Source organism: Nostoc sp. UHCC 0251, assembly GCF_034932245.1.
GTDB lineage: Bacteria > Cyanobacteriota > Cyanobacteriia > Cyanobacteriales > Nostocaceae > Nostoc.
Window position 1 is genome coordinate 1 of the sequence record NZ_JAYGHD010000303.1, and the last position, 14,930, is coordinate 14,930.

At 45.7% G+C, this 14,930-nt stretch carries 12 protein-coding genes and 1 pseudogene; 5 read left to right on the forward strand and 8 right to left on the reverse strand.

Features of this window, described 5'->3' with window-relative positions:
• A pseudogene (locus VB740_RS23070) lies at positions 1-335 on the forward strand (hypothetical protein); the annotation flags it as partial.
• A gap of 94 nt (positions 336-429) precedes the next feature.
• Entirely contained in the window at positions 430-834 is a 405-nt protein-coding gene (locus tag VB740_RS23075) for a nuclease A inhibitor family protein (protein ID WP_323202234.1), read from the forward strand.
• Positions 835-839: 5 nt separating this feature from the next.
• On the opposite strand, the gene VB740_RS23080 is transcribed toward VB740_RS23075, so the two are convergent.
• The 7 genes from VB740_RS23080 to VB740_RS23110 form a co-directional block, all read right to left on the reverse strand.
• Positions 840-1,361, reverse strand: a complete 522-nt coding sequence (locus VB740_RS23080) for a DNA/RNA non-specific endonuclease (protein WP_323202235.1) — start codon at positions 1,359-1,361, stop codon at positions 840-842.
• Positions 1,362-1,392: 31 nt separating this feature from the next.
• Complete coding sequence (locus tag VB740_RS23085) at positions 1,393-1,719, reverse strand: hypothetical protein (RefSeq protein WP_323202236.1); 327 nt, start codon at positions 1,717-1,719, stop codon at positions 1,393-1,395.
• 534 nt (positions 1,720-2,253) lie between these two features.
• Entirely contained in the window at positions 2,254-4,746 is a 2,493-nt protein-coding gene (locus tag VB740_RS23090) for a type IV secretory system conjugative DNA transfer family protein (RefSeq protein ID WP_323202237.1), read from the reverse strand.
• A gap of 54 nt (positions 4,747-4,800) precedes the next feature.
• Positions 4,801-5,145, reverse strand: a complete 345-nt coding sequence (locus tag VB740_RS23095; protein ID WP_323202238.1) for a hypothetical protein — start codon at positions 5,143-5,145, stop codon at positions 4,801-4,803.
• A 33-nt stretch (positions 5,146-5,178) separates the two neighbouring features.
• On the reverse strand, positions 5,179-5,469 hold the full coding sequence (locus tag VB740_RS23100; RefSeq protein ID WP_323202239.1) for a hypothetical protein: 291 nt from the start codon (positions 5,467-5,469) through the stop codon (positions 5,179-5,181).
• Complete coding sequence (locus tag VB740_RS23105) at positions 5,466-5,810, reverse strand: hypothetical protein (protein WP_323202240.1); 345 nt, start codon at positions 5,808-5,810, stop codon at positions 5,466-5,468. Before VB740_RS23105 ends, VB740_RS23100 begins: the two co-directional genes overlap by 4 nt.
• Positions 5,811-5,813: 3 nt before the next feature.
• The gene (locus VB740_RS23110) at positions 5,814-6,890 is read right to left on the reverse strand and encodes a hypothetical protein (protein WP_323202241.1); all 1,077 of its coding nucleotides are present in this window, start codon (positions 6,888-6,890) and stop codon (positions 5,814-5,816) included.
• Between the two features lie 266 nt (positions 6,891-7,156).
• On the opposite strand from VB740_RS23110, the gene VB740_RS23115 reads away from it, so the two are divergent.
• The 3 genes from VB740_RS23115 (at position 7,157) to VB740_RS23125 (ending at position 13,654) form a co-directional block, all read left to right on the forward strand.
• A complete protein-coding gene (locus VB740_RS23115) occupies positions 7,157-7,327 on the forward strand; it encodes a ribbon-helix-helix domain-containing protein (protein ID WP_016876050.1) in 171 nt (56 codons plus the stop codon).
• A 223-nt stretch (positions 7,328-7,550) separates the two neighbouring features.
• Positions 7,551-9,068 carry a helix-turn-helix transcriptional regulator gene (locus tag VB740_RS23120; protein ID WP_323202242.1) on the forward strand — a complete coding sequence of 506 codons (1,518 nt, stop codon included), beginning with the start codon at positions 7,551-7,553 and terminating at the stop codon, positions 9,066-9,068.
• Between the two features lie 905 nt (positions 9,069-9,973).
• Positions 9,974-13,654: a DUF3854 domain-containing protein gene (locus VB740_RS23125; RefSeq protein WP_323202243.1), complete on the forward strand. Its 3,681-nt coding sequence runs from the start codon at positions 9,974-9,976 to the stop codon at positions 13,652-13,654.
• A 159-nt stretch (positions 13,655-13,813) separates the two neighbouring features.
• Here VB740_RS23125 and VB740_RS23130 read toward each other — a convergent pair whose 3' ends face one another.
• Positions 13,814-14,860, reverse strand: a complete 1,047-nt coding sequence (locus tag VB740_RS23130; RefSeq protein WP_323202244.1) for a Fic family protein — start codon at positions 14,858-14,860, stop codon at positions 13,814-13,816.
• Between the last annotated feature and the right edge of the window lie 70 nt (positions 14,861-14,930).

The following is a 14,930-nucleotide window of genomic DNA, read 5'->3' on the forward strand; positions in this document are numbered from 1 at the left end:
TCGCCGATTTAGAACAAAAAATTGAGGGGATGACAGCCCGAATGACACAGTTTACCGAGGCGATTATTAAAATTCAAAATCATCTCAACAACCAACCAAGGCGGCAGAAGAAATCGTACTACAACAATTCATCCTATCAAGGGCATACTCCGCGAATCCAACCATTAACGGAAGAAGGTTTAGCTTCAAGACTTGGTTTAACGATAGAAACTATACGTGAACAGCGAATTAATCTGCATCCACCGCTTTTTGTGGCATGGTGCAAGGGCAAGGATAGATCAGGTATGGGGTGGGAATTTAACGAAAATACGGGGTTATATCATCCGGCAAGTTAAACGCTCTTTGAACAACTTTCGACCCTGCCTGCTCCGGAGTGCTACCACACCGCAATGGGGACAAGTACGAAATTCGACAAGTGATCTCTTTTCTATGACTAGCACCAATTCAGAAATTGTTGAGCAGCTAAAACGTGCATCCGATGGTTTACTGTTCATGAGTGAGTCGGAATATCCATTTGAGGTTTTTCTTTGGGAAGGTATTGCACCTGCGACACCTGAAAAAGTTGTACAACAGACACATCATTCACAAGATACACCCGTTGAAATCGTGGGGGTTGACGATTTTTTCAAAGTAGCTACGACTCCTGAAGATTGGCACGGCGAAGAAGAGAAAGCAAGCGTTAACAAATTTCAAGCTCTTGTGCAAACACTGAAAGAAAACCTGAGCAATTTGCAGGTGTATCGCCTCGGACACAAAGAGGTTAATGTTTATATTGTTGGTCAAACCCCGGCAGGAAATTTAGCGGGTATTTCCACTCAAGTTGTAGAAACTTGACTTGCTTAAGGACTATCTACTTTGCTTTCAATAACTTCCTGAATATTTGGGGAAACATTAGAGAGAAAATCATAGCCTGTGAGTTTCTCTAATTCGTCAACACTGACCTTATAAGCTCTCCAGTCATTGTTGATTTCTTGTTCATTCGGTACGTTAACCGCGATGATCCGAGTACTGGCGGTAATACCGTCAAGTCCTGAGCCTGGGCTGTCTAAAACCACAATAATCTTCCAAGTTGATTTGGGAACTGTCACCTTACCCTTAAGAGGTTCGCCTTGGCCGCCAAAAGGCCCTGCAACAACATAAAGTTCTTTGCCAAGGCTTACCAGCTCTCGACAATAGTCTTCTAAATTCCCCCAAGTGTTGCGATTATTATCGGCACTTTGGGGCATCATGTTGGTCATTAGGAAAGTTGAGGAATTATCCTCTTTTGTCTTGGTGCGGTCTGCCGATGGCACAATATGTCCTCGGTCGTAACCACTCCCAGAGTACATAGAAGGAGTTACCCGCACCCAACCAGCAGGCAACGTGCCGTCCGGGCGGAAGTTATTTTGGCGCTCAGCTCCACGGTGCAGTCGTCAAGTATTCAATATATACTAGCCTCCGTCCCAAGGCTTCAATTGAACCGTGACGTTGCGTTTCTATCTTCATCAATCCCTGCGTACAACCTTCTGCCTCTAAAGCATAACCTTCGTATTCTTCGTTCCTATCAATAAAATCGCGCTTGAAAGCCCAGTCCCAGAATTTATCGTCGGCTTCAACCATACGCAATTGCTCAAGCCATAAATTGGCAAAATCATCTACATGATTCGGCGCGAAATCAACAATAAAGCCTTCAATTAATAGATTATCAGCACGCCTGATTAATTCAACTTTTAGCTGCACCTTTTCTACCTGAAACTTCCTAATTATCATTAGATAATAGCTATTATTGGTTCAATAATTGCGCTCAATTCGTCATCGAAAGTACCAATTAGTAATTATTACCTGCGGGAGGCGGCGCGAACAAGATAGTGCTTGGCGAATTTGTCATGTATAAAGCGCGTAATTCAATTTTAACATTGGGCAGATTCTCTGAAGAATTTAAGAAAATTAATATATCTTGACTGACAAGTAAATAACTAATTTATCAATACCCCCTACACCCCACACCCAGCCGGATTCAGATAAATTTGTGATCTACTGAATTTAAATTAGCTTGATAGTGGAGATATAGGTCAAAGATTTGTTGTTGGATTATCTACTACTTAGAAGTTGGATTGGTGTTGGGGAAGAGAGTGAATTGTTGGATTGGTGTTGGATGCTGTAATTTCGATATGTCAATACTTTTGGGTATGTAGGTTGGTTTTGGATGTGTTGGGTAAGAGTGGATATATTCCCCAAAAAGTGCAATTTATCCAACCCAACCAACAGTCCAACCTAATCGACTAATCTGTAACTATCTTCACCTGTACAAATGACTTTCTCTTTTTGTACAAGTAGGTTGAGTTCGTCGCGGATTTGTGCTTCCGATACGCCCTTGAATTTACTACCAGCATTCTGTTTAATTTGACGTGGAGTCTTTGCACCTTTCCCCTTGAGATAATCAACCAGTTTGGTTTGAATCTCGGTTAGTTTGATGTCTGGGCTGGCTTGATTGTCATCACTAGCATTTTCATCAACCCGATGATTGGTTGTTTGATTAAGCGGACTATTTATATTAGTCGTGGGGACATCAATATCGAATTCCAGCCTGAGTAGATTATCAAGATATTCCGGACTAACTGTATCAAGTTGAATGGCTGGTTTGATTCCTGGTTTATAACTGGTGATATCTGGTAGAATATCTAGCTGCATCGGGTCAACTGAGATAAATATTAGCGGTTGTCCTAGTTGCTTGGATTGTGATTTTAGCTCGGTAAATCTTTCCTTTAATGAGGAACGCAGTACTGCATCTTCTACAATCTTGGCATTATTTATTAGGTTGTACAGTACACCATAGCTGTCATTAACTGTGCCATCTGGCTCGACGTTATAATTGCCTTGAGCGATGATGTAGAGGTTTTTTCTAATGTTGCTGTCACCTATACCCAAGGCAGCTAAATTAAACGATTGAGTGTCGATAATCAGGCAAACATTTAGTTCTCTACCGACTGTAATAATGGTGCTGATTTTCTTGAGGTAGGGCTGAAACCATGCTTCATCTTTTACTGTTTCGTAGATTGAATGCCAATCAGCTAGGATTAACCTGACTGGTTGATTATCAAATTCATGGCGGCGGTGTTCCGGTACTCGACGGCGTTGGTCGTAGCTGTTGTAAACTTGGTCAATGGCAGCCATCGCCAGTTGTGGTTCTAGGGGGTCAAATAAAAGTACCCGTCCTTTTTTGTCTAGCCCACAAAAACTGTCATTCTTTTGAGCGATCGCCCAGACATCCGCTTGGGGAAACCGTTTACTGAACCTGTTGAGCATATAGCTCTCAGTGACGCTCTTACCAGCACCAGTGCCACCTACAATTAGGGTTGAGCGCTTGGCACCCAAGATGCGATTAAGCGGCTCCAGGGTGGGACTTGCATCATTGCTAGAAGTCGGATTTTGGGTTGTTTCAGAAATTTCACCCCCTGTATTTTCACTTTCTAAGCGTGCTTCTTTATCCCCCGAACCTTCTACTTTGTCGCTGGGGTCAACGGTTCCCTGTAAAGTTTGGCTTCCTTGCAGGTATGGGGTTTTCTGAGACTTGAGAAAGTTGATGTACTCCTGCTTCTGTTGCTCACTCATCCCAGCAGTTTCTGCTTCAAACACCGCGTCGTTAGCTGACATCTGGGTGATTTTGATTTCGGTTTCGCCCAAGATTTCAGCTTTTTGGATGTCTACCGTGTGGTCGTTGGCTATCATGTCGAGTGAGGATTGTAACTCAACTTGCGCCATTGCCAATTCACGGTAATCGTCTAGCAATTGCGATCGCGCTTTAAGTTCTGCTTGTGCCACATCTCGTGTTTCTGCTATGGCTTGGAAGTTAGCCAGTTTGCGCTCGTTGTCTTGGAGGTGACGCAACATCCAGCCCGCAGTGGCAAACCCAACGAATGCACCCATCGCCCACAGGGGTTTGTGGGGGTTAGTAGCTTTGACCAAACCCTTGGGTGAAATACCCTCATTGGGTACAACAACCGTGGGCATCCCGTCTTTCTTCCACTGCTGCCAGTGCCATAAGGTCATGCGGTAGGGTCGGTTGTTATTATCGACACACCGTTGTCCTTGGTGGGGAGTGCGAATGCAAAAGTAAATGCGATCGCTCGCTTCCAGAGTCCACGAAGCAACTGATACTGGTATCGTTTCCGATTGTTCTTGGTGGGGGTTCAGCGCCCTGGAGCCGTATCGGGCACGGGCAAGTAATTCCTGCCTTCTAGCCCTCAACCCCTCCTGGATGGTTTGACGTTGTTCGCTTACTTGGTGGCGACTTTCGATGGAGGACATCTTGTTTTCATGCCGCCACAATTCAGCTTGTAAATCTTGGTGTAGTTGCGTGGCTATCTCGGTTAGTGCATTCTTCCGCTTTTGCTCAATCCGCAGTAAGTCAGCCCTATCTAGGGCATCAACCTTCTGCATGTCGGCATCAAATTCGGCGTTGAGCTTCCTGATTTTGGCGATCGCGTTCGCAACCTTCGAGCCGAACTGTTTCCTTAGTTCCGTCCATGTCACCTGCCCATCTGCTAGCTTTTGCATCGCCTCAAAGTATTTGGAGGCGTTTTCCAGGAAGGGGTCGAGGTACTGCGCGAGTTGGTCGGCATTCTGCGCCATGTCTGCAAACTGCTCTAGCTTGCTGACATCGGAGAGGTAAGCAAGGATATCAGCGTCTACACCTCCCCAGGCGAGGGATTTTTCGTCGATGTGGGAGCTGTGTCCCATTGCTGGGTTTTTGATTCCAAAATCCATAAGTCCTCCTAGAAATTGCCCCAGGTCAACACCTGGGACGTTGCTTAATGACTATTAATGTCTAGTCAAAATCTTTCTGGTATTGCCCCAACGGATTTGGGCAGTCAGCGCTTCGATTAGCCCTTCTACCTCGTCTTCAGCAATGCCCTCAAGAATGGCGATCGCTTCACGGATATTGCTCTGACATTCTTCTGAGTACCCCTGCAATGTTTCATCAGCAGCGTGTTCCAGGGTGTACTTTCCTAATTCAGCAACTTCGATGTGAAACAGGTAGTAAGTCAGTGTAGCTCTCAAGGCAAGTTTCTCAGTATGGTCTAAGGAGTCTAATTGTGACCCGAAGCGTTCAACAAGGCGGTCAATTTGGTCAGTCTGGGTGAAATAAGTTACTGGTTTTGTCATGATGGTTAATGTCCTAAATCTCATTACTGGGATTTATGAAGGCAGGAGGAGTGACACCTGAGATTCGCAGTCCGTAGTGTCACTCTCCTTTAAATGCTTTGGCTGCACATTCCATGCACTGGCTGACAAAATCTTTGCGTCGCCTCTGGGTACATCTACATGTAGGTAATTCAATAACTGGCTGACTGCCATCTTTGCATCCCCCAAGGTTACATCCACGGAAGGGATATAGTCATCGACAATGACTTTAAACTCTGCACTGGCGATGATTTCGCCCAACCACTGCTCGATTTGGTTGAGTTTAGCGATTTGGTCTATTGTCATGCTGCCTCCGACTCGTATAAATCACCCAAGTCTGCGTCAAATTCAAAGTTGTCTGGTTCTGGAACAGATGCTTTAAGTGTTGGAGCATCCGTCGCCTGTTGGTTCAATCCAACAACTCTACTACCAGGAACCCAACTCATCAGCCAACTAAACAATTTGGCGAATGGTATCTGTTTCGCCATCGACTGCGCCAGCTTGTGTTCGTAGATAATGGCGTTTGTCAGGGTAGTTAACTCAGCACTGGTAACTAAAGATGCTGGTTTGTCTAACACCCTAATAGCATGAGATTTCAGATACTCTTCAATATGTGGCTCTAGGCGCACTCTTTTGTTCTCAGCCATTGGTTATTTCCCCCGCTGCATTCTGCCAAATGCCATGCGTTGCAATCCAATTGCATTTGCCCAACATCCCTCTGGTACTGGGGTAATACCTTCTCGTTGCAGCATGGAGGCTATTCCTGGCATCTCGACACCACCGCCCCAAGCAACAAAACTTTGAGCGGCATCTCTCCATTCTTCCACTTCCTTAAAGGCAAGGCGCAGGCGATCTGCTAACCAAGGTTTGAGATGACGGGCATAAATGTGGCGGAAGTTAAAATTGCGAGTGCCATACTGAAATTGCTTTGATTCAATACCCTGGCGAATAATTTCAATGCTGCCCGCTTTGCCCGTTCCCAAGAATTGAACCAATTCTGGATCTGCGGCGATTGCATCCAACAAATCGATACATCCCCCTACCTCTAAAACTTGGCGATGGATAATGCTGCCGCCTGGGGCAAAAACAGTCGGGATAACCGTGGATGTACCAAAATCTACTGCGATGGCATGGGCGCTGCGGTCAATTAATGGTTCAGGTTTAGCTGAAACGCAGTAGGAGTAGGAGCCAGCACCTTCGGGGACAACCAAACTCACGTTCAAATTGACCTGTGAAGTGGGCGTATTTTTGCCGTTGAAACTGACTGTGTGACTGCCACTGGTTTTGTCGGTTAACAAATTTTTGAAAACCTTCACATTATGTATAGATAGCACTAAATGCAGGTTCCACTCTTGACGGTAGGGCAGGGTAGCCAACGCCCCAAGTAATGTGTGCAAGCCGTATTCAGCTTTTAGTGCTGGGTCGTCACTGAGTTTGATGTGGGTTGTAGGGGCTTTCCAGGCTGCGAGTGTACCAGTGAGGAATTCCCGCCCAACTAAATCCTGCCTGTCGCCTGAGTGGTAGAAGAAGTGTCCACCTTCATTCGAGGTCAGGATATCGTGCAATTCTTCCTTTATTTCCAAGACTTTTGAAGGAGTACGGACTCTTGTTTGGGTAGTGCCATTGCCTAAGCAAAGCTTTTTTAGCCCTGCCCCTGAATCGTCTCCTACAGCTATTGCTGGGGTAGTTTGGGGTGTTTCAGCCTCTTTTAGCTGAGTAGCAATCATTATTGAGTTCCTCCAGATATTAGAGTTTCAGGCGCTCAATCCTTTGTCAGGAGTTGGTTGAGGCGATTTTTTTGACAATAAAACTCTGCCACCCAAATTCAACGGCAAATAGGCTTGCAGTCAGGTTTTTGGGCGTTTTTAGTCTATGAATGTTAGGATAACATCAAGTGCATCACCTATCAACTAGTACATCAAGTGATGTTTTAATTAGGGTAAGTAGCAGGACAGCGCATAATGTCTACTGAGTAGATGATTTATGCCTTTGAATGCCTACAAAGAAGCCCAGAACTACCGTTACTTTTGACCCTGATGACTATGAGGAGTTGCAGCAGTGGGCTGAATCTGAGTTTAGGTCTGTGCCACAGCTAATTCTTGCAATAGTCAAAAGGGCATTGATTGAACGCAGAGAACGCAGACAAAGAGAGGAGAAAAAGTGAATGTAGCAAAAATCAACCCTTTAGAACTCCCATCGCTACCATTAAATGAGCGATCGCGGCCTATCTGGCTAGCGCACCAGGAATCTACGTCGCTATCGACTGACTAGACTCTTTTTAGTACATTGGTCTGTCAGTCACCCCTTAGCAACGTTGATTACAACACCATCGGCATTTAGCTGATATGGGCGGAGTCAGGTGTAAAAGATAATTTCAAAATAATTTTATGGCTAATAGCGATCGCATAAAAAATAATTATGAAAGCTTGTATGTAGAGGATTTATGCTCACTAGTAGGGCTTGTTAAAAAAACAGTCCCCGTGACCAAACCACCATTATTTCAAACAACTGATGATGCTCCCGTAATGACTTCTCACCCTTACTTATCAGGAGCGCAAGCTTGTTTAGGAAAAACCCTTTGGGATGATATTGAGGGGGTTCCTTGTTTTCGGCGCTTTTTTGGTCAAGGTTTCATAGAACACAACATCATTAAAGAAAACCCGGAAACCAACAGAATAGAACTTGTAGCTGGGAATGCAGCCTGGGAAATTATTCAGAAATTTAACCCAGAAGTTGCTTATATGTTTTTAGTTTTTGCGTCTTGCGCCACGGATTTAGATCAACCTTGGTCAGGTGCATTTACCATCAAAGGAACTGATTTAATTAAAACTTTTGGTTGGAGTAATAGAACAGATTTAAGTTTAGGTAATAAGCTGAAAAAACTCGGAATTCTTGCCCAGCAAGTAGCCCACCTGAGTATTACCATTAATGAGCTTGATCTAAAGCGGATGAAATATTCAGCCGAAATTCAAGCTATGTGGCGGTTGAAGCTTAGATATGAAGGAGACGTATCTCCAACCGTGGAACATAATCAGCCTAATAAAGTTAGCAATGAGACTGACGAGCCTACAGAGTTATTCATCACGGTTGGGGCTAATGACTGGGTTCGACCGTTTCAGGATTTAGACAACTACCGCTCACTGTATGAGTACGGACTTTTAGCTAAAAGCACTCTGCAAATCAATCCCTATCAAAATCCGATGGCTGCAAAGCTAGCAGTATTCCTAACCATAATGAGCCGAATTAAAATTGATGGAGAATACAAGGTAGGAACATTACTAAAGCGGATAGGATATCTTTCAGAAACACAATTGCAGGAGCTTCAGAGTACGAGTAATCGTTATAAAAGAAAGGAACTAATTGAACAGTGGGATAATGCTTTACTAAGCCTACAGGATTTAGGTTGGCAAATTAGTTTTGATTTAGTTACCTACCCAGAATCAATTCAACCAATTTGGGTATTACCAGAAGATAAAAATATAGAAGGGCAGCGACGACCCAATGGGTGGCTAAATATTTGGCTAGAAGCCAAAGTAATTATCAAACCTACGACAAAAATTCAGGAAAAGCTAGAAGCGATTAACGCTCCTGCACTTCCAGTTAGCAAGCCCAAGCCTTACTCTGAGACAAACCTTAAAACTGTACTTACCGAGAGTAAAGATTCGCACCCTAACCAGCAAAAAACCACAGCGCTAGAAAATAGCCAAAAACTAATTCCTGGATGGGCGTTGGAAGAAGCTTTGAAACTAAGAGGATGGACTAAATCGCATCTTGCAGAGCGACTGGGCTTGCAAAAATCGCTTCCTGGCAAGTGGTGCAATGGAACCCGTAAGATTCAAGCCCTTCATCTAAAACTGCTTTGGGAGTGGTTAGCTCCAGAATTGAACCAAGTTCTGAGCGAGTGAACATTTTACCAGAAAAATTGGGGAAACAGTCATACTTATGGCATTTGTTGAAAGCTGTGCAAAAAATTAATTGCCTTTGCAATCCTCACTTCGTGACGCTCCGCGAACATCACCCGCTCACAATCCCCATCGAATGAGTACCTTGTTCGCGTTAGCGTCTCGCAGAGAAGATGGGGACTTCCGCGACCTGTTAAAACCGCGCCCACGCCTGTCTACTTGGGGTAATGCTAGGAGGCTGGCTGAAATGCTCATTTAGCGCTTCTCAACTGCCATACCCTACATTGTCTACTCTCCCTAAAATCACCTTACATTCTGTCTACTTCTCTAGAATCGGGTAATAGTTTTTTTAACCTTTTTTTAAACTAATCCTTACATCCGACTTAAAAGAAACAGCCCCAAATCCCTTTCAATAAAAGGTTTAGGGCTGTTTATATCTTTCCAGCTTCAAGTTATTCTCAATAAGTAAAAAGCTGAAACCATTGATAAATCGTTTGTCTACTCAGTTTATTGAGAATAAAAACCCGAAACTCTTTACTCCATATAGCTTTGAGTGGGTAGACAAGTTTTTCTAGAATCCCCCTACGAAATCTATAGGATCGCCCTACGCCACTTATAGGATCGACCTACGCATTTTTTTTGAAACCTTTGTGAATCAAGAGTTCCAGCTTGGTAGACAAGCTTAATTAAGTTAATTAAGTTAAGCGGCCTCGATTTTTCAGGGTCAAAAAAGCGGGATGGTATGAAAGAAGGTTGTTCCGTATCGGAATAACCACCGTGAAGATTTCTATACAAATTTCAAGCGTGTCTAACGTCTCAAGTCAATCGCTTTCCCCTTCACCTTTCTCTCTTTTGTGTCCCATTCCCGGACTATTGAGGTGTAATAGTGGCAGAAGGGGTGATGCCTCATGAACGACAACACCCCCAACCTTTACCCGAATAACCTCACACCTGCCGAGTACCACGAACTTGCCGCTAAGAGCGCCATCCACCCCGCGCTGATCGATCGCAATTTCATCCACATCGTAGGAGAAGTAGTTTTCTCTTACCTGTTCATCTCCAATGCCATCCCCCGCAAAAACGCTGGTCGAGTCACGGATGGCTTCTTAAAGCAGTACCAGCACGCCACTTCGGGGGGATTATGGATTAGCGGACTTGACCCCCTTAATAATTGGCAACCGATGGAATGGGGGCGATTTAAGCCTTCCCTACCCCGGATTGATTCAGAAAAAGGCAAACTTGTCAAGTACGAATCGCCACCCAAAACACCCAACCGTGTTACCTATTTCGATATTCCCGACTGCATTTGGGATTTAGTAGCGCAACGGTACAATATCAAGCGGTATCATTCCCCCCTAGCGCTGCGCTTGCAAGATAGGCTTAATCCGCGCTTATTTTGGGAGTGGGTACAGCGACACCCAGAAATCCCAATAATCCTGTGTGAAGGCGAAAAGAAAGCCGCTAGCTTGTTAAGTCTGGGATTTGTGGCGATCGCCCTCCCCGGTATCTGGAACGGACGGGTTGGGAAAAAAGATTTTGACGAACGCCTGCACCCCGACTTGCTGCCCATAGCACAAAAGGGGCGCAAGTTTATTATCCTCTTCGACCACGAAACAAAACTTAAAACTCGTTGGTCAGTCTTCCAAGCCACCGTGCGTACTGGCAAGACAATTGAGGCAGCAGGTAGTATCTGCGAGGTAGCATTGCTACCAGGGCCAGAAAAAGGCGTAGATGATTTTGTTGTTGCCCGTGGCGAAAAAGCCGACGAGTTACTGAGTGCGATCGTCGATGATGCCAAAAGCCTTAAAGATTACCAGCGATCGTACTTCCGAAAAAACCGGGGACTAAGCAGCAAATATAAACCACATATTACCGTAAATGTCAAGTATCTAACTCAAGCCTTGGACGTTCAAGATTTAGGGGAAGAATCCCTTAACAGTCAGGGAGGAGGGGGAGAGAGGGTTCAGGGGGTTCGTGTTAATGAGCAATTCCCCCACAGCCCCCAACCCCAGAGAGGACAAGGTGCGCTCACTCTCCCACTCCCCCACCACCCCACCTTCCAACTACCCCAATCTGGATTGGTGGCCCTGTGGAGTGACATGGGTACAGGTAAAACCGAGCTAATGCGGCGCTGGCGTGACAAAAACCCAGATAAAAAATTCCTCAACAATGGACATCGGGTTAACTTGCTCAAAAACCTGTCAAATCGCCTGCAAACAGAAATATATTCCGCACTCCAGCATGGAGATTTAGCCAAAGTACAAGCTCTCAGCATCACCATCGACAGCTTGCACAAACTCAATACCAACGCCCTCAATTACGGCTGTGTCTTTATTGATGAAGCCTGCCAGTACTTAACGCACCTCTTACACAGCAAAACTTGCAAGGAGCATCGGGCTGCAATTCTTGAAGTACTAGAATATATCGTGTATAATGCACCACTAGTGGTAATCGCCGACGCCCACATGGACGATGTGACAGTAGACTTCTTCCGGGCAATGCGTCCTTCATGGGAAGTACCATACATCATCAAAAACAATTGGAAAAATGGCGATCGCTTAGTTTATTGGTATGAAGGCGATAATTCTTCTGCCCTAGTCGCTCAGATTTCGGCAGCGCTGATGATGGGACAGAAGATCATGGTGGTTTCTGACTCGAAGCGCTTTATTAAGAAACTTGAACAGTCGCTCTCTATGTCGGTGCGGGTGGAAGACTCAGATGAGCAGGAGCAGGGTGTCGGGTGTCAGGTTTTGGGTGTTGGGGAAGAAAGCACAGCAGCGCCTACAGCCCCATACACTTCAGATGGCAGTCTAGGGGAAAGTGTCTCACCCATAACGAGAGAAACCAGAGTACACAACTTTGCTGACCACAGTTCCCAGCCCCAGAGGGAACCCCTAGCCCCCATACCAACTCATGGCACTACACCCCAGACCTGCAACCCCACACCCCTAAGAGTATGGGCGATTCACTCCGAAAACTCCGGGAGTGAAGAAAATGTCGCCTTCATTAAAGACATAACTAACGCTGTAAAGAGCCTGGATGCCCTTTTAACCTCTCCTAGCTTGGGTACAGGGGTCGATATCCCTGAATATCATTTTGATGCCGTTTTTGGCGTTTTTCACGGGGTTTCCCAAACTGCTACTGAGTGCGCCCAACAACTGTACCGCTATCGCCCAAAAGTACCAATTCACGTCTGGGTAGCACCGCGACCTCCCTTTGGCTACCTTGACACCAACGCCACCAAAATCAAAGAACGGTTACTGCAAACCAATGAAATGACAGCTTTCCTGCTGCGGATTGACCGGGAAACTGGCTCTCGTGGTGCTGAGAAAGAATGGGCATTAGATGCGTACTGCCAAATCATGGCTTCTCGTCATCAATCCATAAATAACCTGCGGGCTGATTTACGCGACTTGTTGAGTGAGATGGGCAATCAAATTATACCTATGGGTGCGGAGTCAGATAAACTAGCCCAGGAGCGTCTGAAAGATGCCGGTGCTGCTTTAGATACTGCTTATTACGCAGCTGTTGCTAAAGCCAAAGATATCTCCCCTACCGAATATCGCCAGCGTACTAGCAAAGACTACCTCACACCGTTAGAAGTGTTTGAATGTGAGAAATTCCGCATACTGGATGCTTATGGGATGTCCGTAACTCCTCTTCTGGTGGAAAAAGACAACTCAGGCAGATTGTCCAGGGCGATCGCCCATTTAGAAGCAATTCTATCAGAGCCAGAGGGCACAATTTTGGATGCACGTACCGGAAGACAATACCCTTCCCCGCCAAGAATTGTGGCAGACAAAGACCTCCAAGAGCGATTCCATCTACCATTGTGCATGGACTGGGGCAATTACTCGGCGCGGTGGTTGGCTAGGTTTAACTTGGGACTGCATGATATTCTCAAACGCTTAGTAGCAGGCGTTGAGATTACTGCTAATGACCCCGACTTGTTGAGAATGACCGATATCGCCAAATATTGTGCGCCTCATGTTAAAGCGATTTTGGGTTTCACAGTTCCCTCTAACTGCCAACCAATATGGCTGTTGGGGGTTTTGCTAGAACAACTGGGATTAAAACTGGTTGACCATAAAGTTGGGCCACGGGGTAAACAGGTTAAACATTTCTCGCTATCTCAAGAGGAATTGGATTTTGCTCATGCGGTAATTGCCCACCGTGCCAATAAACGTGCCCAAAAGGAAGAACGGGCGAGACAAGCAGCCCTTGACCAACAGCGATATCAGTCCGCAATGCAGACTAGATATGGTGTTGCGTCGCCAAACAGCCCCGTATCCACCCCCCCCCATAATGGTATAGGGGAACCCCCATTGTCGGGAGTGGATACCAAAGTTGAAAGCATCGATTTTGGAGATTGTGAACCAGAAGATGGAGAAAACACCCCGATAAAAGCTTGTGTTGAATTACTAAGGGAGGGCATTAAGAATGGAGTTACGGCTGTAAAAGCCATCCTAAGCAGTTGGAGTGAAGAGCTGCGGTGGTGTGCAGTCCTGCTGCTTGAGGAAATTGCAGCTGCGGAACTACGTAGATTGGAACAAATAATACCGGACTTTTATATGTGGTTGAGTTTGTAACTATCTAATTGCTCTTCAAAAATACCTTGAACCAGTCGAGTCACCAACGTGGCACAGTTTCTGCTGCCAAACTTCAACTCCAAACTTCAACTCCAAACTGAATTTCCCAACAAATAGGTACTAAACGGGTTTCCAGTACCTATTTAATAGGTACAGTACCTATTTCTTGCGCCAACGCGCATCTGGGCCTCGCCCCAAACATTCCAGCCGCCCGGAGGTACGCTCCTGGCGTAGGATGCGGCGAATTAGGTCAATTCCCACCGTGGGACATTGTTCCTGTAAATCCTTGATAGAAAAATCGTAAGCGATATTGCCAATAGCATCTAGCACCATAGCTGTTTTAGCACCCTTGACCGAACTGACTAACCCAACTCGCTGCTCGAACTCCCGGTACGGCGACAGCACTACTACACCCAGAAAATACTCCCACCACGGCAACAAGCTATGCTGTCCTTGATGCCAGTTTTGCGACGATTGATAAAGTGTATCGTAGTAGCTTTCTTTTGTGCGTTCTACAATCCGTTCCAAGCTAATAAACCGACCCACTTCGTAATCAGCTTTGTATAGTAACAGTAGTGTTAGCAGCCGAGCCATCCGTCCATTGCCATCACTAAAAGGGTGGATGCACAGAAAATCCAGGATGTAAGTGGGGATGAGCAGTAATGGCTCGATTTCCTCGGACTCAAAGAGGCGGTTGAACTGTTCGTGCAATCGTTGCATTGCATCTGGTGTCGCATAAGCGGGGACTGGCTGAAACCTCACAACCTTCCTGCCATCTGGGTAAGTTTCGCTGATTTCATTATCTACCGACTTCCAGCGCCCACCCTCACCAACAGTAAACTGGTAAAGGTCACGATGCAGCTGTAACACCACTCCAGGGGTGAAAGGGATGTGAGCATAGCTGGTGTGGATGGTGGTAAGTACGTCTCGATAGCCAGCAATTTCTTGTTCGGAGCGATCGCGGGGTGTAGTTTTTTCGGCTACCAGTTCCTTGATGCGTTCCAGGGGCGCTGTGATGCCTTCTATACGGTTGGAAGACTCGGTGCTTTGAATAATCGCCGCTTGACGTAGTGTCTCCAAAACTTGGGGCGACTGTTCTTTGAACAACTCCTGCTTGCCTTTGTACTCACCAATAAGCCGGACGGTACGCAGTAGATTTTGAGTAATTGGCTGGCGTTCGATAAAGCCTGGTTCAAACGACTGCATCGACAGTTCCTATCAACTTAACTCCACCATATTCTCATTGCCTCGTCGTTTGAGTGCGATCGCGCAATTT

What these genes read in the sequence shown, in the direction of transcription:
- VB740_RS23095 (WP_323202238.1), bottom strand. Translation starts at nt 5,145, where the DNA reads ATGACAAAACCAGTAACTTATTTCACCCAGACTGACCAAATTGACCGC.
- VB740_RS23110 (WP_323202241.1), bottom strand. Translation starts at nt 6,890, where the DNA reads ATGATTGCTACTCAGCTAAAAGAGGCTGAAACACCCCAAACTACCCCA.
- VB740_RS23100 (WP_323202239.1), bottom strand. Translation starts at nt 5,469, where the DNA reads ATGACAATAGACCAAATCGCTAAACTCAACCAAATCGAGCAGTGGTTG.
- VB740_RS23075 (WP_323202234.1), top strand. Translation starts at nt 430, where the DNA reads ATGACTAGCACCAATTCAGAAATTGTTGAGCAGCTAAAACGTGCATCC.
- VB740_RS23130 (WP_323202244.1), bottom strand. Translation starts at nt 14,860, where the DNA reads ATGCAGTCGTTTGAACCAGGCTTTATCGAACGCCAGCCAATTACTCAA.
- VB740_RS23115 (WP_016876050.1), top strand. Translation starts at nt 7,157, where the DNA reads ATGCCTACAAAGAAGCCCAGAACTACCGTTACTTTTGACCCTGATGAC.
- VB740_RS23090 (WP_323202237.1), bottom strand. Translation starts at nt 4,746, where the DNA reads ATGGATTTTGGAATCAAAAACCCAGCAATGGGACACAGCTCCCACATC.
- VB740_RS23120 (WP_323202242.1), top strand. Translation starts at nt 7,551, where the DNA reads ATGGCTAATAGCGATCGCATAAAAAATAATTATGAAAGCTTGTATGTA.
- VB740_RS23125 (WP_323202243.1), top strand. Translation starts at nt 9,974, where the DNA reads ATGAACGACAACACCCCCAACCTTTACCCGAATAACCTCACACCTGCC.
- VB740_RS23105 (WP_323202240.1), bottom strand. Translation starts at nt 5,810, where the DNA reads ATGGCTGAGAACAAAAGAGTGCGCCTAGAGCCACATATTGAAGAGTAT.